The organism is Streptomyces sp. AHU1, from assembly GCF_045343905.1.
In the GTDB taxonomy this organism is placed as follows: domain Bacteria; phylum Actinomycetota; class Actinomycetes; order Streptomycetales; family Streptomycetaceae; genus Streptomyces; species Streptomyces triticiradicis.
In genome coordinates this window covers 6090353-6109085 of sequence record NZ_CP174283.1, presented here as the reverse complement: position 1 = coordinate 6109085, position 18733 = coordinate 6090353, and the positions used below count along the sequence as shown (strand labels likewise).

General features: G+C 72.0%; 15 protein-coding genes. 8 read left to right on the top strand and 7 right to left on the bottom strand.

Translation table 11 applies throughout. The features are described from left to right. Positions 1–24: 24 nt before the first annotated feature. From ACICHK_RS27370 to ACICHK_RS27355, 4 genes are all read right to left on the bottom strand, one after another. On the bottom strand, positions 25–1995 hold the full coding sequence (locus ACICHK_RS27370) for a galactose oxidase-like domain-containing protein (protein WP_406838942.1): 1971 nt from the start codon (positions 1993–1995) through the stop codon (positions 25–27). Between the two features lie 3 nt (positions 1996–1998). Next, positions 1999–3777 carry a glycosyltransferase family 2 protein gene (locus tag ACICHK_RS27365; RefSeq protein WP_406841332.1) on the bottom strand — a complete coding sequence of 593 codons (1779 nt, stop codon included), beginning with the start codon at positions 3775–3777 and terminating at the stop codon, positions 1999–2001. 303 nt (positions 3778–4080) lie between these two features. Beyond that, positions 4081–4374 carry an MTH1187 family thiamine-binding protein gene (locus ACICHK_RS27360; protein WP_406838941.1) on the bottom strand — a complete coding sequence of 98 codons (294 nt, stop codon included), beginning with the start codon at positions 4372–4374 and terminating at the stop codon, positions 4081–4083. Further along, complete coding sequence (locus ACICHK_RS27355; protein WP_151472261.1) at positions 4371–4715, bottom strand: DUF3817 domain-containing protein; 345 nt, start codon at positions 4713–4715, stop codon at positions 4371–4373. The genes ACICHK_RS27360 and ACICHK_RS27355 overlap by 4 nt, the downstream gene beginning before the upstream one ends. Positions 4716–4952: 237 nt before the next feature. Between ACICHK_RS27355 and ACICHK_RS27350 the strand changes: the two genes are divergently transcribed. The 4 genes from ACICHK_RS27350 to ACICHK_RS27335 all read left to right on the top strand — a co-directional run bounded on the left by ACICHK_RS27350 (position 4953) and on the right by ACICHK_RS27335 (position 7615). Beyond that, entirely contained in the window at positions 4953–5585 is a 633-nt protein-coding gene (locus ACICHK_RS27350; RefSeq protein WP_103550940.1) for an AIM24 family protein, read from the top strand. A 1-nt stretch (position 5586) separates the two neighbouring features. Continuing rightward, positions 5587–6237 carry an AIM24 family protein gene (locus tag ACICHK_RS27345; protein ID WP_406841331.1) on the top strand — a complete coding sequence of 217 codons (651 nt, stop codon included), beginning with the start codon at positions 5587–5589 and terminating at the stop codon, positions 6235–6237. Next, positions 6234–7034, top strand: a complete 801-nt coding sequence (locus ACICHK_RS27340) for an AIM24 family protein (RefSeq protein WP_151472262.1) — start codon at positions 6234–6236, stop codon at positions 7032–7034. The genes ACICHK_RS27345 and ACICHK_RS27340 overlap by 4 nt, the downstream gene beginning before the upstream one ends. A gap of 104 nt (positions 7035–7138) precedes the next feature. Continuing rightward, positions 7139–7615 carry a MarR family winged helix-turn-helix transcriptional regulator gene (locus tag ACICHK_RS27335; protein WP_103550943.1) on the top strand — a complete coding sequence of 159 codons (477 nt, stop codon included), beginning with the start codon at positions 7139–7141 and terminating at the stop codon, positions 7613–7615. A gap of 45 nt (positions 7616–7660) precedes the next feature. Here ACICHK_RS27335 and ACICHK_RS27330 read toward each other — a convergent pair whose 3' ends face one another. The 3 genes from ACICHK_RS27330 to ACICHK_RS27320 form a co-directional block, all read right to left on the bottom strand. Further along, on the bottom strand, positions 7661–8926 hold the full coding sequence (locus ACICHK_RS27330) for an MFS transporter (RefSeq protein ID WP_406838940.1): 1266 nt from the start codon (positions 8924–8926) through the stop codon (positions 7661–7663). 702 nt (positions 8927–9628) lie between these two features. Continuing rightward, the gene (meaB, locus tag ACICHK_RS27325) at positions 9629–10585 is read right to left on the bottom strand and encodes a methylmalonyl Co-A mutase-associated GTPase MeaB (RefSeq protein ID WP_151472333.1); all 957 of its coding nucleotides are present in this window, start codon (positions 10583–10585) and stop codon (positions 9629–9631) included. 40 nt (positions 10586–10625) lie between these two features. Beyond that, positions 10626–11828 (bottom strand): acetyl-CoA C-acetyltransferase, encoded by a 1203-nt coding sequence (locus ACICHK_RS27320; RefSeq protein WP_151472264.1) that lies wholly within the window; start codon positions 11826–11828, stop codon positions 10626–10628. A 148-nt stretch (positions 11829–11976) separates the two neighbouring features. Here ACICHK_RS27320 and mce point away from each other — a divergent pair, with 148 nt between their 5' ends. The 4 genes from mce to ACICHK_RS27300 all read left to right on the top strand — a co-directional run bounded on the left by mce (position 11977) and on the right by ACICHK_RS27300 (position 18733). Then, positions 11977–12417 carry a methylmalonyl-CoA epimerase gene (mce, locus tag ACICHK_RS27315; RefSeq protein WP_151472265.1) on the top strand — a complete coding sequence of 147 codons (441 nt, stop codon included), beginning with the start codon at positions 11977–11979 and terminating at the stop codon, positions 12415–12417. A gap of 241 nt (positions 12418–12658) precedes the next feature. Then, positions 12659–16507 carry a polarized growth protein Scy gene (scy, locus tag ACICHK_RS27310; RefSeq protein WP_406838939.1) on the top strand — a complete coding sequence of 1283 codons (3849 nt, stop codon included), beginning with the start codon at positions 12659–12661 and terminating at the stop codon, positions 16505–16507. Between the two features lie 208 nt (positions 16508–16715). Then, positions 16716–17651 carry a cellulose-binding protein gene (locus ACICHK_RS27305; RefSeq protein WP_151472267.1) on the top strand — a complete coding sequence of 312 codons (936 nt, stop codon included), beginning with the start codon at positions 16716–16718 and terminating at the stop codon, positions 17649–17651. Positions 17652–17746: 95 nt separating this feature from the next. Next, on the top strand, positions 17747–18733 hold the full coding sequence (locus ACICHK_RS27300) for an ABC transporter ATP-binding protein (RefSeq protein WP_406838938.1): 987 nt from the start codon (positions 17747–17749) through the stop codon (positions 18731–18733).

Below are 18733 nucleotides of genomic sequence, written 5' to 3'. Positions count from 1 at the left end.
GTCCGCGGACCGCGCGCGGTGGCGTCACCCGACCTGGATCCACTTCGCCTCGGACGGCGTGCCCCGCGCGTCCGTCACGAAGAGCATGTACCAACCGGGCGGCACCAGCGCCGGGTCCCCCGGCACGTCGACGGTGACCGAGTCCGCCGTCTTCGTCAGCCCCAGCTCGATCGACCGCTGCTCGACGTCCGTGGTGTGGGTGACGGCGCTCGGCCGCATCAGCCGCGCCTTGACGACCCGTTCCGGGTGGGCGGTGGCGAACGTCGCCCGGTGGTTCGCGTCCAGATGCTCGGGCCCGTGGCCCAGCACCGGACGCCGCGCGCCGTCGCGGTGCAGGGCCGGCGGGGTGAAGACCTCCATGCGCTGTTCGAAGTGGCCCAGTTTTGTGTTCTTCCGGTCGTCGAAGAGCGGGTCCGAGCCGAAGGTGGCGACGCGGCCGTCCGGCAGGAGCAACGCCTCGGAGTGGTAGTTGCGGCCCACGCGGGGGGCGGCGGCCTCGTGGAAGCTGTTGGTCCGGGGGTCGTAGAACTGCGCCTTGAGGATGTTGCTGGCGCCGCGCCCGCGGTAGTCCCGGGAACCGTTGGTGGTGAAGACGGTGTCGTCCGGCATGATCACGCTGTTCAGATAGCGCGTGCCCTGCGGGAGGTCGGGACCGTCCTCGAAGACCGGGCTGTCCTTCTTGAGGTCGACGACGGCGGTGCGGGCGGTGGACTTCCTGGACTCGCCGACGCCTCCGCCGCCGAGGATCATCACCTTCTGGTCCTGGGCGGGCGGGAGCAGGACCGAGGCGGAGGTCTCCGTCCGGTCGGCGTCCCTGAGGCCCGGCACCTTCTGGAAGGTGTTGGTCCGCGGGTCCCACAGGCCCGGCTCGCGGCCCTGGTCGGCGGGTCCGTACCCGGCGTTGGAGGCCGGGTAGAAGAGCTTGCCGCCCTCGGTGAGGAAGAGGGCCGGGTAGGTGGGGAAATAGCGGTGGGGCCCGGGACCCCACTTCTTCGTCACCGGGTCGTAGATCTCGGTGTCGCCGGGGTCGATGGCCCCGACGTCGTCGAGGCCGGAGACGGCGAGGACCCGCCCGTCGTCGAGGCCCACGAGGGTCGGGTACCAGCGGGCCTTGTCCATCGGGTCGACGGGGACGTACCGCTCGGCCTTCGGGTCGAACTCGTAGGCGGCCCTGATGCCCTGGAAGTCCTGCTTCTCCAGGGTGATCTTCTCCGAGAGGCCGTACGTGTTGCGGGCGTCCTCGCCGTGCAGGCCGACGATCTCGTACTGGGCCTGCCGGCCGGTGACCGACCCCGGCCCCTTCTCCTCGGCCTCCACGAAGACGCGGGCCTCTCCGGCGGTGACCTCGGTCCGCCAGGGCCGCATGGCGCCGTTGCGGTCGTAGGTGATGATCTGGTTCCGCTTCGCCCTGGGGACCGTGACGTCGGCCCTGCTGACGTAGTCGACGCCGGCGGGCGACCGGAAGACGGTGCCCTTCTTGAGGACGACGGTCTTGTCGGGGTTCTCGTTCTTCACGCGCATGCCGCCGCCGGCCCGGACGACCTCGCCGTCCAGCTTCTCGTAGCGGGCGGTGCCGCCGGCCACGAGCATCCTGCCGTCGGGGAGCTGGGCGTGCCCCGAGCAGAAGAAGTCGTCCGGTGTGGGGATCTTCTCGAAGGTGTTCCTCACCGGATCCCACAGGACCGTGTCGAAGGACCCCCGGTCGAACTTCTTCTGCTCGTTGCCCGACCCGGCGACGATGAGCACCTTCCCGGTGTGCAGCAGGGCCGCGTGGATCGCGTTGGTGCGGTACTCGGCGGGGATGTCGACCCGGCTCCAGGAGCCGTGCCTCGCCTTGTAGGCGGGCCGGGAGATCTCGTACTCGTGGTACGCCTCACCGGCGAAGCCGAGCGCGGCCGGGGCGTTGAGTCCCGCGAGGACGGCGAGGCCCGCGATGCCGAGCAGCGTCTTCCTCGTCTTCCTCTTCCTCGTCCTCTTCGAGGGCCGGTGCGCCATGGCCTAGGTTCCTCCTGTCGTGGGGCCGGTGACCGTGACGGGGGTGGCGGCCGCCGACGACTCCCGGCTGTCGGGAAGACGGACGGGGGCGGGCGGCACGGGCCGGGTCCGCCGCTCCCCGACGAGGGTGCGGATCCAGACCGCGACCGGGGCGAGGGAGATCCCCATGGCCAGCAGCGCCCAGGTCCGCATGGCCGCGTGGGTGTGGCCGAGGACGGCCGAGGCGCCGAGCGAGACGGCGAGGAACGCGGCCCAGCCGAGGTGGACGCGGAAGGTCCCCAGCCGGTCGGGGCTCGCGTCGCGGCCCTTCGGGGTGACGACGAAGCGGCTGGGGCGCCGCAGGACCGCCTCGCTCAGGGCCTTCAGATAGACGGGCGCGGACAGGGCCGACATCGCCATGCCGGCCAGACCGCCCGACCCCTCGGGTTCGTGCGGCGAGACGTTGTGCCGCCGGTTCCACAGGTACAGGCAGATCTGCAGGGCGGCGGCGTCGCTGTAGAGCATCAGCCACACGGACGCGGTGACCTCGGTCCCGGACGCCCCGAACCACAGGAACAGGAAGCAGCTGAGGATGCCCAGGAGCCAGTTGACGGCCGTCATCGGGTAGTAGAGGAGCATCAGCGTGTACGAGAGGAGCCGGCCCGCCGGCATGGTGAACAGCGCCTTCCCGTACTGCCGGAACAGGGTCTCGTAGGAGCCGCGCGACCAGCGCGTCTGCTGGGTGAAGAAGTCGGTCCAGGAGGAGGGGCCCTCACCGACGGCGAGGACGTCCGGCGTGTAGACGGACCGCCAGTGCCGGCCCGTCCGGGGGTTGTGGTGCCGGTGCAGTTCGAACCCGGTGGCCATGTCCTCGGTGATGGAGTCGTACAGCCCGCCGATCTGCTTGAGGGCGGCGATCCGCACGACGTTGTTGGTGCCGACGAACATGGGTGAGCCGTAGCGGTTGCCGGCGCGCTGGATCAGGGCGTGGAAGAGGAACTGCTGGGACTCGGCGGCCTTGGTGACCGGGTTCCCGTAGTTCCCGTACACCTGGGGGCCGACGACGAACGCGACGTCGGGGTCCCGGAAGTAGCCCATCATGCGCTCGAGGAATCCGGGCAGCGGGACGTGGTCGGTGTCGACGGAGGCGAAGAAATCGTACGCGTGCCCGTAGAGGTCGAGCCACGCGTTGTAGTTGCCGTGCTTGGTGCGGGCCTTGTGGCTTCCCTCGGGGCGGTTCCACTCGGGCATTCCGCGCCGGGTGAAGTGCCTGACCCCGAGTTCCGCGCAGAGGGCCCTGGCCCGGTCGTCGTCGCCCTCGTCGAGGAGCCAGACGTCGAGGGGGCCGGTGTGGGTGAGGGCGACCGCGCCCTCGAGGGTGGCGCGGACCGTGGCGAGGGGTTCCTTCCCGGGGACGTAGGTGGTGAGGAAGGCGACCCGGGTCCCGTGCGCGGGGGTCACGGGTACGGGATCGCGCGCGACCATCGCCGCGTGGGCGATGCTCAGGACGTTGACGGCCATGAAGAGTTCGATCAGACCGATGGAGACGAGCATCGCGGTGTCGAGGACGGCCCGCCACGGCTCGCCGCCCTCGCGCTCCACCCAGTGGGTGGGCCACACGAGGTAGACGAGGAGCGCGCCGGCGAGGACCGGGGCGAGGGTCATCAGCAGGACTGCGCTTATTCGGTGCGGCTCTCGCGACAGGAGCTTGGTGTACTGCACCCGGTAGCCGGTGCCGGACGGCTCGGTCAGGGGTCCGGCGAGACGGCTGTAGGTGTCGTAGTCGTAGCCCGCGGGCCGCACATCGCCCTCCCGTGGTTCGACGAGCCGGTGATCGTTGTGGCTGGTACCCACACATAAGTGGAGTTTTCGTCACGCGTCGAGCGGGGCGGGGCCGAAGGGGTACGACGGCGGGCGGGCGGGTGGTCTTTCGCTCCCGGCGCGGTCGCACGGCTCCGGGCGGGGAACTGCGCGCCCGCGCGGGAAGGGTGGCGCCGGCCCGGTCCGGACATGCGTGAACCCCGGCCCTGGGGACCGGGGTTCGCGCTGCGGGCTCACGCCCGGGACGGTGCCGATATGCCGACAAACCGTCATGCGGTCATGGCGTCATGCCGACAGGTGGCGCTCCACCGTCTCCACCTTGGAGGTGAGGCCGTCCGTCACGCCGGGGCGGATGTCCGCCTTGAGCACGACCGAGACGCGGGGCGCGCGCTCCTCGACGACGGCGACGGCACGCCTGACGACGGCCATCACCTCGTCCCACTCGCCCTCGATCGAGGTGAACATCGCGTCGGTGCGGTTGGGCAGGCCCGACTCACGGACCACGCGGACGGCGTCGGCGACGTACTCCCCCACGTCCTCGCCGACGCCCAGCGGCGTCACGGAGAAAGCGACGATCATGCCTTCACGGCCCCCTCGGCGACGGTGCGGGAAGCGACGACCGCGTCCTCGGCCTCACGCTTGAGCCTGCGCTCGGCGAAGAAGCCGCCGGTGGGCAGGACGGAGAGGACGAAGTAGAGGACGCCGGTGCCGGCGCTCCACCGGGCACGGTTCCAGGCGTCCGCCCAGAAGATCACGTACAGGACGAAGAGCAGGCCGTGGACCGCGCCCATCACGGGCACGGCGTTGAACTCCGTGGTCCGCTTCAGCACCGAGCAGACGAGCAGCAGCAGGAAGGAAACGGCTTCGGGGGCCGAGACCAGGCGGAGCCGGCGGAGTGCGGTGGCGGTCTTTATGTCCACGGGTCACCTTCGGGGGGTTCGCTGTCGGTGGGTTTCGCTGTCGGAGGGGACGCTTCCTTGTGAACGCAAGCACAAGCGTCCCGGCCATTGTGGCATCCGGCGGGCACGGTCCCGGGGCCGGGGGCGGGCGACACTCCCGGGGAGCGGGCGGCACCCCTAGGGGGCGGATCAGGGACGGGATCCACCCACGGGCCCTGTTCGGCGCTCCGGCCCTGCGGCTACCTTCACAGCGTGGCGATGTTTCGACTTCAGGGCAGCAAGGTGCTGGCCGTCGACATGACCGGGGACGCCGTGAAGGCGAAGAACGGCTCCATGGTCGCGTACGACGGTCAGATGGCCTTCAAGAAGCTGAGCGGGGGCGGTGAGGGGATCCGGGGGATGGTGACCCGGCGCCTCACCGGCGAGCAGATGACGGTGATGGAGGTGAAGGGGCACGGCACCTGCTGGTTCGCGGACCGGGCCTCGGAGATCAACCTGGTGTCCCTCCAGGGGGACAAGCTGTACGTGGAGTCGAGCAATCTGCTCGCCACGGACACCGGCCTGCGCACGGGCACGACGTTCACGGGGCTGCGCGGCGCCTCGCAGGGCAACGGTCTGTTCACGACCACCGTCGAGGGACACGGCCAGGCGGCGATCACCTCGGACGGACCCGCGGTGGTGCTGCGGGTCAGCGCGCAGTACCCGCTGACGGTCGACCCGGGCGCCTACATCGCGCACCAGGGGAACGTACGGCAGTCGCTGCAGTCCGGTGTGACGTTCCGCACGCTCCTCGGCGAGGGCGGCGGCGAGGCGTTCCAGATGCGCTTCGAGGGCGACGGGCTGGTCTACGTCCAGCCCAGTGAGCGCAACACGATCGCGGGGGATGTGTGAGATGGCGTTCCGCGAGGTGAACTCGAAGATGGTCGAGGCGACGGTGGTGCCGGGGCAGCGGCTGTTCAGTCAGCGCGGCGCGATGCTCGCGTACAAGGGCGAGGTGTCGTTCACGCCCAACGTCCAGGGCGGGCAGGGCGGGGTGATGTCGATGATCGGCCGCCGTCTGGCCAACGAGGCCACCCCCCTCATGACCGTGGAGGGTTCGGGCACGGTGCTCTTCGGGCACGGCGGCCACCACGTCCAGGTGATCACCCTCACCGGCGACACGCTGTACGTCGAGGCGGACCGGCTGCTGGCCTTCGACGGGACGCTGCAGCAGGGCACGATGTTCCTGGGCTCGCAGGGCGGCGTCATGGGCATGGTGCGGGGCCAGGTGACGGGCCAGGGGCTCTTCACGACCACGCTCAAGGGGCACGGGGCCGTGGCCGTGATGGCGCACGGCGGAGTCTTCGAGATCCCGATCACCCCGCAGCGGCCGGTGCACGTCGACCCGCAGGCGTACGTGGCGCACCACGGCGACGTGCGCAACAAGCTGTCCACCGCGCTGGGCTGGCGCGACATGGTGGGGCGCGGCTCGGGCGAGGCGTTCCAGCTGGAGCTGAGCGGCAGCGGTTCGGTGTACGTCCAGGCCTCGGAGGAGAAGCTGTGAGCGGGTACGGAGTCCCCGGCGGTCCGGTGGTCCACGATCCGATGACGCTGCCGGTCGACGACAACGTCAACAAGTACACCTTCTGCGTGGAGCTCAAGGGGAGCCAGTGGTTCCTGCAGAAGGGCAAGATGATCGCCTACTACGGGTCCATGGAGTTCAACGGCATCGGGCACGGTCGACTTGACCGTCTTGTCCGTACGTCGTTCCATTCGCCACTGCACGCGAGCGACTGGGTCGTGGCGCAGGGCTCGGGCAAGATGCTGCTCGCCGACCGGGCGTTCGACGTCAATTCGTACGACCTCGACGACGGCAACCTGACCATTCGCTCCGGCAACTTGCTCGCTTTTCAGCCAAGTCTCGCACTCAAGCAGTCGATCGTGCCGGGCTTTCTGACACTGATCGGAACCGGCAAGTTCGTGGCCGCGTCCAACGGTCCGGTGGTGTTCATGGAACCCCCGATCCGGGTGGACCCGCAGGCCCTCGTCGGATGGGCCGACTGCCCCTCCCCGTGCCACCACTACGACCACGGGTACATGACAGGCGTGATGGGCGGTCTACGTGCGATGACGGGCCTCGGAGGGGCCTCCGGCGAGGAGCACCAGTTCGAGTTCGTGGGGGCGGGCACGGTGCTGCTCCAGTCCACCGAGATCCTGATGGCCGAGCAGGCCACGGGGGCGGTCCCGCAGCAGGCCGGAGTACCCGGCGCGGGAGGGGTACCCGGTCAGCACGGGCAGCAGGCCGGGGCACCGCGCCTTCCCGGACAGCTGGGAGACCTCCAGCGTCGCTTCGGGCTGTGAGCGGTAGTCTGCGGAGTGTGACGTCGAACGCGCGTCGAACACGTGCGCACTGTCACACAACCCCTCACTAGTTCGCATTTCAACATTTTAGGTAGACTTCATTTATGGAGACCGAGACGGCCACGCGCTGGCTGACCGATGCGGAGCAGTGCGCCTGGCGCACCCACCTGGAGGTCAACAGGCTGTTGACGTACCAGCTTGAGAGGGACCTTCAGCCGTTCGGGCTGACGATGAACGACTACGAGATCCTGGTGAACCTCTCCGAGTCGGAGGGCGTGCGCATGCGGATGAGCGACCTGGCGTCCGCCACCCTCCAGTCCAAGAGCCGGCTCTCGCACCAGATCACGCGCATGGAGAACGCGGACCTGGTGCGCCGGGAGAACTGCGAGTCCGACCGGCGGGGGCTGTACGCGGTCCTCACCGAGCACGGCATGGAGACGATGAAGAAGGTCTCCCCGCATCATGTGGCGTCCGTGCGGCGGCACTTCATCGATCTGCTGTCGCCCGAGGCGCTCGAGGACCTGCACAAGTCGCTGCGCCCGATCGCCGAACACCTGCTGGGACAACGCGGCAAGCCGTAGTACCGGGGTCCTCCTCGCCCGCGGCACCGGTCCCGACGGCACGACTCAGCCGAGCAGTCGCTCGCGGTCCGTCACCTCGAACCCCGCGTCCGCATCCGGACGCGGGGTCCGTGCGTTCCGCGCGCAGACCAGGGCCGCCGCCATCGCGACGGCACCCGAGACCGCGAAGCACAGCCCCAGGGGCAGCCGGCCGACCAGCAGGCCCGCGCCGGCGGTGCCCACGGAACTTCCCGCGTTCACCGCGGTGTTGACCCAGGCGCCGGCCCGGGTGCGAAAGCCCGGCGGAGCCGCCGCGCCGGCCATCAGGTACGAGGTCGTCAGGGCCGGGGCGACGAAGAAGCCGGCACAGGCCACGGCCACGGCCAGCGCCCCGAGGCTCTGGGCGAGCCCCGCCCCGAGCAGGGCGAGGCCGAGCGCGCCGGCCAGCAGTGGCAGCCGGGCGCCGGGGGCGGCGCGCCAGTCGACCGCCCCGTTCAGCAGACCGCCCAGGGCGCTGCCCAGGGACAGCGCGGCGAGCACCCAGGCCACCACGCCCGCGCCGTGGTGGTGCCGCTCGGCGAACGCCATGACCAGGAGGTCGACGGCGCCGAGGGAGAGACCGACGCCCGCCGCCGCGACGACGGGCCTGACGAGGGCCCGGCCGCCTCGCCCGCGGCGCCCGCGGCGCGCCGTTCCGCTCGCCCCTCGCGCCGCGGGCGGACGGACGCCCGCCACGAGCGGGGACAGCACGAAGGCGAGGGTTCCCGACCACACCAGCAGGGCGCTGAGCACGACCGCGGCGGCGGGCGGAGCCGTCCGCACGACCGCGCCGACGACCAGCGGGCCGGAGACGAAGAGGATCTCCTCCACGACGCCGTCCAGGCTGTAGGCGCGCTGCAACACCCGTTCGTCCTGGACCGCTTCGCCCCACACGGCACGCAGCGTGGGGCCGAGCGGCGGGGTGCAGGCACCCGCGGCGACCGCGAGCGCGCCGACCGCCGCCACGGGAGCGCCGGGGCGCCAGGCGGTGACCGCGAAGGCCGTGAGCAGGCCCGCGTAGAGCGAGGCCATGGGGATCAGGGCACGGCGGGGACCGTACCGGTCGATCAGCGCCGCCCGCGCGGGCGACAGGAACACGCTCGTCGCGCCGAAGAGAGCCATGACCGTGCCGGCCACGGCGTACGACCCGGTGGCGCGGGTGGTGGTGAGCATCATGGCCAGGGAGACGACGCCGTACGAGAGACGGCCGGTCATGGCCGCCGCGAAGGTGCGGCGGGCGTGGGGCATGCGGAAGAGCGCGGCGTAGGACGGCCGCGAGGGGGACGCAGACATGGGTGAGGTTCCTCAACACCGAGGCGGGACAGGGGTCGCCGGAGTGCCGCGACGCCACAGCCACGGTGCTGCGTCCGTCGCGGACCTGGGCGGGCCCTACGCCAGGAGGAGGAACATGCGCTCAACGTAACAACGCCCGCGCCGAGTCGGCCAGGGATTTTCCCGACCGCACCGTCAGCTCCCGCACCGCCGAACGGAATCGCGCCGCGCCGGCCCACCGTCCGACGGGCGCTCTCGGACACCACCGCACCCGAAAGCACCGCGATCGCTCCGCTCCCCTGGCGCGCCACCTCCCGGGGCGTCCCCCGGCGTACCGCGCACGGTTGCCCGGCGAGGGGGCGTGCTGTCCGGGCGGGTGCACCCGGCGGTGTACGGCGCACCGCGTCGCACGTCAGCACGCCGGGGCGCGTCACCCCGCCCGGGTGCGCGCACCCGCCCGCCTCCAGGGCAGTGTCCCCGACGTCACGCGGATCCGGATCGGATCGGCGTCGGCCCCCGGACCTCCGGTGCGGCCCGGCCCACCGCCGGGCCTCGGGGCGGCGGCGCCGCTCGGCCCGCTGTCGGGTCCTGGACCCGCGCCGCGGGCCGGGCCGGCGGCCGTCGAGCCCCGAGCGCCGGTCCGGGGCTATTCGCCGCCGCGGGCCGGAGCGGCGCCCCGGAGCGGGGCCGGGCGCCGCCGGGCCCACGCGTCGCCGGTGCCGGTCAGCTTTCCTTCAGGCCCTCGATCAGGGAGTCCGCCGCTTCGTAGGGGTCCAGTTCGCCCGCGACGATGCGTTCCGCGAGGGCGCTCAGGCGGCGGTCGCCGTGGAGGTCGCCGATGCGGCGGCGCAGCGCGGTGACGGCGATCGTCTCGACCTCCTGGGAGGCCCGGGCGAGCCGGCGCTCGGCCAGGACGCCGTGCTCCTCCATCCACGCCCGGTGCTTCTCCAGGGCCTCGACGACCTCGTCGACGCCCTCGCCGCGCGCGGCGACGGTCTTGACGATCGGCGGGCGCCAGTCCCCCGGGCCGCGGGACTCGCCGAGGCTGAGCATGTGGTTGAGTTCGCGGGCGGTGGCGTCGGCACCGTCGCGGTCGGCCTTGTTGACGACGTACACGTCGCCGATCTCCAGGATCCCGGCCTTGGCCGCCTGGATGCCGTCGCCCATGCCGGGGGCCAGCAGCACCACCGAGGTGTCGGCCTGGGAGGCGATCTCCACCTCCGACTGGCCGACGCCGACGGTCTCGACCAGGATCACGTCGCAGCCCGCCGCGTCCAGGACGCGGATCGCCTGGGGGGCCGACCAGGCCAGTCCGCCCAGGTGGCCGCGCGTCGCCATCGAGCGGATGTAGACGCCCGGGTCCGAGGCGTGGTCGGACATCCGGACGCGGTCGCCGAGGAGCGCGCCCCCGGAGAACGGCGAGGACGGGTCGACGGCCAGCACGCCGACCCGCTTGCCCTGCCGGCGGTAGGCCGTCACCAGCGCCGACGTCGAGGTCGACTTGCCGACGCCGGGCGAGCCGGTGAGCCCCACCACGTACGCGTTGCCGGTCAGCGGGGCCAGCGCGGCCATGACCTCACGGAGCTGCGGTGCCGCGCCCTCCACCAGGGAGATCAGCCGGGCCACCGCCCGCGGCCGCCCTTCCCTGGCCTGGGTCACCAGCGAGGAGACGTCCTGCATCACAGCTCCGTTCACGAGAGGTCGGTCGTACGAAAGCGGGTCAGGCCTTGGCCACCCGCACGATCAGGGCGTCGCCCTGACCGCCGCCGCCGCACAGGGCGGCCGCGCCCACGCCGCCGCCGCGCCGCTTCAGTTCGAGGGCCAGGTGCAGCACGAGCCGGGCGCCGGACATGCCGATCGGGTGACCGAGGGCGATGGCGCCACCGTTGACGTTCACCTTTTCCGTGGAAACCCCGAGGTCCTTCATTGACTGGACCGCGACCGCGGCGAAGGCCTCGTTGATCTCGATCAGGTCGAGGTCCTCGACCTCCAGGCCCTCCTTCTTCAGGGCGTGCAGGATCGCGTTCGAGGGCTGCGACTGCAGCGAGTTGTCCGGGCCCGCCACGTTGCCGTGGGCGCCGATCTCCGCGATCCACTCCAGACCGAGCTCCAGCGCCTTGGCCTTGCTCATCACGACCACGGCGGCCGCGCCGTCCGAGATCTGGGAGGAGGTGCCGGCGGTGATGGTGCCGTCCTTGGTGAAGGCGGGACGCAGCTTGCCGAGCGACTCGGCGGTCGTCTCGGCGCGGATGCCCTCGTCCTTGCTGAAGACGACGGGCTCGCCCTTGCGCTGCGGGATCTCGACGGGTGTGATCTCCGCCTCGAATATGCCGTTCTTCTGGGCGGCGGCCGCGCGCTGGTGGGAGAGGGCGGCGATCTCGTCCTGCACGGGACGCTGGATGCCCAGACGGGTGTTGTGCTTCTCCGTGGACTCGCCCATGGCGATGCCCTCGAAGGCGTCCGTCAGACCGTCGTACGCCATGGCGTCGAGCATCTCGATCGCGCCGTACTTGAAGCCCTCGCGGGACTTCGGGAGCAGGTGCGGGGCGTTCGTCATGGACTCCTGGCCGCCGGCGACCACGATGTCGAACTCACCGGCGCGGATCAGCTGGTCCGCGAGGGCGATGGCGTCGAGGCCGGAGAGGCACACCTTGTTGATGGTGAGCGCCGGGACGTTCATGGGGATGCCCGCCTTGACGGCGGCCTGGCGTGCCGGGATCTGCCCCGCCCCGGCCTGGAGCACCTGGCCCATGATCACGTACTGCACCTGGTCGCCGCCGATCCCCGCACGGTCGAGGGCGGCCTTGATCGCGAAGCCGCCGAGGTCGGCCCCGGAGAAGGACTTCAGCGAGCCCAGCAGCCGTCCCATGGGCGTACGGGCGCCCGCGACGATCACCGAGGTGTTGCTGTTCGTTCCAGACATGAGGTGCGATCCCCTTACCGGCTGCACAGCCGAGGAGTGAACGAGGGTTTACTGAGAATGTACTGAGCGGTACGCCACCCGTCATCCGGCCCGCAGTGTGATCGCGCGCACGTTGCGTAACCACGCCGGGAGCGCTGCACTGGCTTCCATGCTGACGCGAATCGACCACATCGGGATCGCCTGTTTCGACCTCGACCGGACCGTCGAGTTCTACCGGGCGACGTACGGCTTCGAAGTCTTCCACTCCGAGGTCAACGAGGAGCAGGGCGTCCGGGAGGCCATGCTCAAGATCAACGAGACGTCCGACGGCGGCGCCTCCTACCTCCAGCTCCTGGAACCCACCCGCGAGGACTCCGCGGTGGGCAAGTGGCTGGCCAAGAACGGCGAGGGCGTGCACCACATCGCCTTCGGCACCGCGGACGTCGACGGTGACGCCGCCGACATCCGGGAAAAGGGCGTCCGGGTGCTCTACGACCAGCCCCGGATCGGATCCATGGGGTCCCGGATCACGTTCCTGCACCCCAAGGATTGCCACGGAGTACTGACAGAACTGGTCACTTCGGCGCCGGTTGAGTCGCCTGAGCACTGACCTCCGTATATCTGGGCCGGTAGGGTTGGGGTCGGCCGTCGCCTTTCGTGGGGGACGGCCGTGGTCCCGACGCCTTCCGGCGAGCGGGACCAAGGGCCGGGGTCCAGGTTTCGGGGGGCGAGCGTCGGGGCAGCAGCCCGTGCTCGGCCGTTGATCTGACACCATTCCCCGGGGGCCCCGTTCGGCGGAAGAACGGTGCTCGTTCCGAATTACGTGACCAGGGGACGGATGGGACCGCGCAGTGCGGGGCTACGAACGCCAGGAGCGAGAGCCGGCGGCTGACGTCGACCACCTCTCTCGGTTCGAGGCCGAGATGGAACGGCTGAAGACCGAGCGGGAGAAGGCCGTCCAGCACGCCGAGGACCGCGGCTATCAGGTCGAGGTGCTGCGCGCCAAGCTGCACGAGGCGCGCCGCGCTCTCGCGACCCGTCCTGCCTACGACGGGGCCGACATCGGCTACCAGGCCGAACAGATGCTCCGCAATGCCCAGATGCAGGCCGACCAGCTGCGCGTCGACGCCGAGCGCGAGATCAGCCAGGCCCGGGCACAGACCCAGCGTCTCCTCCAGGAGCACGCCGAGCAGGCGGCCCGTCTCCAGGCGGAGCTGCACCAGGAGGCGGTCACCCGCCGCCAGCAGCTCGACCAGGAGCTGGCCGAGCGCCGGCAGACCGTCGAGTCGCACGTCAACGAGAACGTGGCGTGGGCGGAGCAGCTGCGCGCCCGCTCCGAGTCCCAGGCCCGCCGCCTGGTGGACGAGTCGCGTGCCGAGGGCGAGCAGGCGCTCGCCGCGGCCCGCGCGGAGGCCGAGCGGATCGTCGCCGAGGCGCGCCAGCGGCTCACCAACGACGCCGAGGCGGCCCGCGCGGAGGCCGAGGCGCTGCTGCGCCGTGCCCGCACGGACGCCGAGCGGCTGCTGAACGCGGCCTCGACGCAGGCCCAGGAGGCCACCGACCACGCCGAGCAGCTGCGCAGCTCCACGGCGAGCGAGTCGGACAACGCCCGCCGTCAGGCCTCCGAGCTGAGCCGGGCCGCCGAGCAGCGGATGAGCGCCGCCGAGACGGCGCTGCGCGAGGCGCAGGCCGAGGCGGACAAGGTCCTGAACGAGGCCAAGGAAGCCGCGGCCAAGACGATCGCGAACGCCGAGTCGGTCAACGAACAGCGCACGCGGACGGCGAAGGAGCAGGTCGCCCGGCTGGTCAGCGAGGCCAGCCAGGAGGCCGAGACCACCAAGTCCGAGGCCGAGCAGCTCGTCGCGGACGCCCGCAGCAAGGCCGAGACGATCGTCGCGGAGGCCGAGGAGCGCGCGCGCAGCCTCACCGCCGAGGAGACCGCCTCCCAGCTCGCCAAGGCCGCCCGGACCGCCGAGGACGTGCTCGACAAGGCGTCCGAGGAGGCCAAGCGGACCACGAAGGCGGCGGCCGAGGAGGCCGAGCGGATCCGCACCGAGGCGGAGACCGAGGCCGACCGGCTGCGCGCCGAGGCGCACGACATCGCCGAGCAGCTCAAGGGCACGGCGAAGGACGACACCAAGGAGTACCGCGCCAAGACCGTCGAGCTCCAGGAGGAGGCCCGCCGGCTGCGCGGGGAGGCGGAGCAGCTGCGTTCGGACGCGGTCGCCGAGGGCGAGCGCATCCGCGCCGAGGCCCGGCGCGAGGCCGTCCAGCAGATCGAGGAGGGCGCGCGGACCGCCGAGGAGGTGCTCGGCAAGGCGAAGGCCGACGCGGACGAGCTGCGCCAGGCCGCCACGGCGGACAGCGAGAAGGTCCGCACCGAGGCCATCGAGCGCGCCACGGCGCTGCGCCGGCAGGCCGAGGAGACGCTGGAGCGGACCCGCGCGGAGGCCGAGAAGCACCGCGAGGACGCCGTCGAGCAGGCCGAGGCGATCGTGGCCGACGCGGAGCGCGCCGCCGAGCGGCAGCGCGAGGAGACCGAGCGGGCCATAGAGGCCCGTCAGGCCGAGGCCGCCGAGGGGCTGGCCCGGCAGCACACGGAGGCCGAGGAGCGTCTGGCCGCCGCCGAGCAGGCGCTGACCGACGCGCGCGCGGAGGCCGAGCGGATCCGCCGCGAGGCCTCCGAGGAGATCGACCGGCTGCGTTCGGAGTCCGCCGAGCGGATCCGGGCGCTCCAGGAGCAGGCCTCGGCGGAGGCCGACCGGCTGCGCGACGAGGCCGCGGCGGACGCGTCGGCGTCCCGGGCCGAGGGCGAGGCCATCGCGGTCCGGCTGCGTTCGGAGGCCGCGGCGGAGGCCGAGCGGCTGAAGTCGGAGGCCCAGGACAGCGCCGACCGGGTGCGGAGCGAGGCGCAGGCCGCGGCCGAGCGCCTGGCGGCCGAGGGCGCCGAGACGCTGGCCGCGGCGCAGGAGGAGGCCGCCCGGCGCCGCCGCGAGGCCGAGGAGACCCTCGGTTCGGCGCGCCAGGAGGCCGACCAGGAGCGCGAGCGGGCCCGCGAGCAGAGTGAGGAGCTCCTGGCCTCCGCGCGCAAGCGGGTCGAGGAGGCGCAGGCCGAGGCCGTACGCCTCGTCGAGGAGGCCGAGCGGCGGGCGACCGAGATGGTCTCCAACGCCGAGCAGACCGCGCAGCAGGTGCGGGACTCGGTGGCCGGGCTGCACGAGCAGGCCCAGGAGGAGATCACGGGGCTGCGCTCGGCCGCCGAGCACGCGGCGGAGCGCACGCGGACCGAGGCGCAGGAGGAGGCGGACCGGGTCCGCGCCGACGCGTACGCCGAGCGCGAGCGGGCCTCCGAGGACGCGGCGCGCCTGCGGCGCGAGGCGAGCGAGGCGGCGGAGGCCGCGAACGCGCTCGCGGAGCGCACGGTCGCGGACGCGCTCGCGGAGGCGGAGCGGATGCGCTCGGACGCCGCCGATCACGCCCAGCGGGTGCGCACCGAGGTGTCGGACGCCATCGCGAACGCCGACCAGGACGCCGCGCGCACCCGTGCGGACGCCCGGGAGGACGCGAACCGGATGCGTTCGGACGCGGCCGCGCAGGTGGACACGCTCATCACCGAGGCGGCGGCGGAGGCCGAGCGGCTCGGGATCGAGACCGCGGCCGAGGCCGAGCGGGTACGTGCCGAGGCCGTGGCCAAGGCCGAGGAGCTCGTCTCGGACGCGACCGGTGACGCGGAGCGGCTGCGTGCCGAGGCCGCCGAGGCGGTCGGTTCCGCGCAGCAGCACGCGGAGCGGATCCGCACCGAGGCCGAGCGTTTCAAGGCGCGGGCGACGGAGGAGGCCGAGCGGCGTACCGCGGCGGCGCGCGAGGAGGCCGAGCGGCTGCTGGACGAGGCGCGCCAGGAGGCCAACAAGAAGCGCTCCGAGGCGGCCGAGCAGGTCGACACGCTCATCTCCGAGACGGCCGCCGAGGCGGACAAGCTGCTCTCGGAGGCACAGCAGAACGCGCAGAAGGCGACGGCGGACGCCGAGTCGCAGGCCGACACGATGGTCGGTGTGGCGCGCGGCGAGGCCGAGCGGCTCGTCTCCGAGGCGACGGTCGAGGGCAACACGCTCGTGGAGCGGGCCCGTGCGGACGCGGACGAGCTGCTGGTCGGCGCGCGCCGCGACGCCACGGCGATCCGGGAGCGCGCCGAGGAGCTGCGCGACCGCGTCACCTCCGAGATCGAGGATCTGCACGAGCGGGCGCGCCGTGAGTCGTCCGAGGCGATGAAGAACGCGGGCGACCGGTGCGACGCGCTCATCAAGGCCGCGGAGGAGCAGCTCGCCAAGGCCGAGGCGAAGGCCAAGGACCTGGTGGCGGAGGCGAACTCCGAGGCGAGCAAGGTCCGTATCGCCGCCGTGCGCAAGGCCGAGGGGCTCCTCAAGGAGGCCGAGCAGAAGAAGTCGTCGCTGGTCGCCGAGGCGGAGAAGATCAGGTCCGAGGCCATCCAGGAGGCGAAGGCGGCCGTCGAGGAGGGCAAGCGCGACCTGGAGGTCCTGGTCCGCCGGCGTGAGGACATCAATACGGAGATCTCCCGTGTCCAGGACGTCCTGGAGGCGTTGGAGTCTTTCGAGGCCCCGGCGGGCGGCAAGGACGGCGGGGTGAGGGCGGGGGCGTCCGCGGGGGCGGCCCGTTCGGGCGGCAAGGCGTCGGAGGGCTAGCGGGAGGCGCGCGGCAGGCGGGCCGGCGAGAAGCGCACATTACGTGCTCGGTGGGAGGTTTGTCACAGGTTCTGGCAAGCCTTCCCACAGTCGGCCACCCAAAAGGAGTGTCATTCTCCAGATCAAACACGTATCCGCTCGATGACACACCGCATTGCCCCCTAGGATTCCACCTATCACCTCACCGGTCTCATTCGACAGGATCCCCATGAGCGACACTTCCCCCTACGGCTTCGAGCTTGTGCGGCGTGGATACGACCGCGCGCAGGTGGACGAACGCATCTCGAAGCTCGTCTCCGACCGTGACAGCGCTCTGGCCCGTATCACCGCCCTCGAAAAGCGCATCGAGGAACTCCATCTCGAAACGCAGAACGCCCAGGCCCAGGTGAGCGACGCCGAGCCGTCGTACGCCGGTCTCGGCGCCCGCGTCGAGAAGATCCTCCGCCTCGCCGAGGAGGAGGCCAAGGACCTGCGCGAGGAGGCCCGTCGCGCGTCCGAGCAGCACCGCGAGCTCGCCGAGTCGGCCGCTCAGCAGGTGCGCAACGACGCCGAGTCGTTCGCCGCGGACCGCAAGGCCAAGGCGGAGGACGAGGGCGTCCGGATCGTCGAGAAGGCCACGAGCGAAGCCGCTCAGCTCCGTTCCGAGGCGCAGAAGGACGCGGCGTCCAAGCGTGAGGAGGCGGACGCCCTCTTCGAGGAGACCCGCGCCAAGGCCGCCCAGGCCGCCGCCGACTTCGAGACGAACCTCGCCAAGCGCCGCGAGCAGTCCGAGCGGGACCTCGCGGCGCGGCAGGCCAAGGCCGAGAAGCGCCTCGCGGAGATCGAGCACCGCGCGGAGCAGCTCCGTCTGGAGGCCGAGAAGCTGCGCACGGACGCCGAGCGCCGCGCCCGCCAGACGGTGGAGACGGCCCAGCGCCAGGCCGAGGACATCGTGGCCGACGCGAACGCCAAGGCCGACCGCATCCGCTCGGAATCCGAGCGCGAGCTGGCCGCCCTCACCAACCGCCGCGACTCGATCAACGCGCAGCTCACGAACGTCCGCGAGATGCTCGCGACGCTCACGGGCGCCGCGGTGGCCGCCGCCACCGGTCCGGCCGAGGACGAGCCGATCTCCCGCGGGGTCCCGGCGCAGCAGTCCCGGTAACCGCGCAGCACGACACCAGGGCCCGCTCCCTCCCCCGAGGGCGCGGGCCTTGTCGTCGGGTGGCAGGCCCCCGGGGGCCGTCCTAGCGTGGCCGCATGATCGAGCTCGAGGGGCTGACGAAGCGGTACGGCGAGAAGGTGGCGGTCAACAACCTCACCTTCACCGTCAGACCGGGTGTCGTGACCGGCTTCCTCGGGCCGAACGGCGCGGGCAAGTCAACGACGATGCGGATGATGCTCGGGCTCGACCGTCCCACCGCGGGCGACGTACGGATCGACGGACAGCACTACGACCGGCTCAGGGACCCCCTGAAGTACATCGGCGCCCTGCTGGACGCGCAGGCCGTGCACGGGGGCCGCAGCGCCTTCAACCACCTGCTGTGCCTCGCCCAGAGCAACGGCATCCCGAAGGCCCGGGTGCACGAGGTGCTGGACACCGTCGGTCTCACCGCGGTCGCGCGGAAGAAGGCGAAGGGGTTCTCGCTGGGCATGGGCCAGCGGCTCGGCATCGCGGGCGCGCTGCTGGGCGACCCGCGGATCCTGATGTTCGACGAGCCGGTCAACGGTCTCGACCCCGAGGGCATCCACTGGATCCGCAACCTGATGAAATCCCTCGCCTCCCAGGGCCGTACGGTCTTCGTCTCCTCGCACCTCATGAGCGAGATGGCGCTGACCGCCGACCACCTCGTCGTCATCGGCCAGGGCAGGCTGCTCGCCGACACCTCGATGGCCGACTTCATCCGGCGGAACTCGCGCAGCTACGTCCGGATCCGCTCCCCCCAGCGCGAGCGGCTGCTCGACGTGCTGAAGGGCGCGGGGATCACCGTCGTGCAGACGGGCAGCGGGGCGCTGGAGGTGGACGACGGGAAACCGGAGCACATCGGTGAGCTGGCCGCGCAGCACCAGATCGTGCTGCACGAGCTGAGCCCCCAGCAGGCTTCGCTGGAGGAGGCGTTCATGCGGCTGACCGCGGAGTCGGTGGAGTACCACGCGCACACCGACGCGCCGGGACGGGAACTCGCGTCGGGCCCGCCGGGCACGCCCCCCGCCCCGCAGTGGGGCGACGGCTGGAAGAAGGGCTGA

What these genes read in the sequence shown, in the direction of transcription:
- ACICHK_RS27370 (WP_406838942.1), bottom strand. Translation starts at nt 1,995, where the DNA reads ATGGCGCACCGGCCCTCGAAGAGGACGAGGAAGAGGAAGACGAGGAAG.
- ACICHK_RS27360 (WP_406838941.1), bottom strand. Translation starts at nt 4,374, where the DNA reads ATGATCGTCGCTTTCTCCGTGACGCCGCTGGGCGTCGGCGAGGACGTG.
- ACICHK_RS27350 (WP_103550940.1), top strand. Translation starts at nt 4,953, where the DNA reads ATGTTTCGACTTCAGGGCAGCAAGGTGCTGGCCGTCGACATGACCGGG.
- ACICHK_RS27345 (WP_406841331.1), top strand. Translation starts at nt 5,587, where the DNA reads ATGGCGTTCCGCGAGGTGAACTCGAAGATGGTCGAGGCGACGGTGGTG.
- ACICHK_RS27335 (WP_103550943.1), top strand. Translation starts at nt 7,139, where the DNA reads ATGGAGACCGAGACGGCCACGCGCTGGCTGACCGATGCGGAGCAGTGC.
- ACICHK_RS27330 (WP_406838940.1), bottom strand. Translation starts at nt 8,926, where the DNA reads ATGTCTGCGTCCCCCTCGCGGCCGTCCTACGCCGCGCTCTTCCGCATG.
- meaB (WP_151472333.1), bottom strand. Translation starts at nt 10,585, where the DNA reads ATGCAGGACGTCTCCTCGCTGGTGACCCAGGCCAGGGAAGGGCGGCCG.
- ACICHK_RS27320 (WP_151472264.1), bottom strand. Translation starts at nt 11,828, where the DNA reads ATGTCTGGAACGAACAGCAACACCTCGGTGATCGTCGCGGGCGCCCGT.
- mce (WP_151472265.1), top strand. Translation starts at nt 11,977, where the DNA reads ATGCTGACGCGAATCGACCACATCGGGATCGCCTGTTTCGACCTCGAC.
- ACICHK_RS27305 (WP_151472267.1), top strand. Translation starts at nt 16,716, where the DNA reads ATGAGCGACACTTCCCCCTACGGCTTCGAGCTTGTGCGGCGTGGATAC.
- ACICHK_RS27300 (WP_406838938.1), top strand. Translation starts at nt 17,747, where the DNA reads ATGATCGAGCTCGAGGGGCTGACGAAGCGGTACGGCGAGAAGGTGGCG.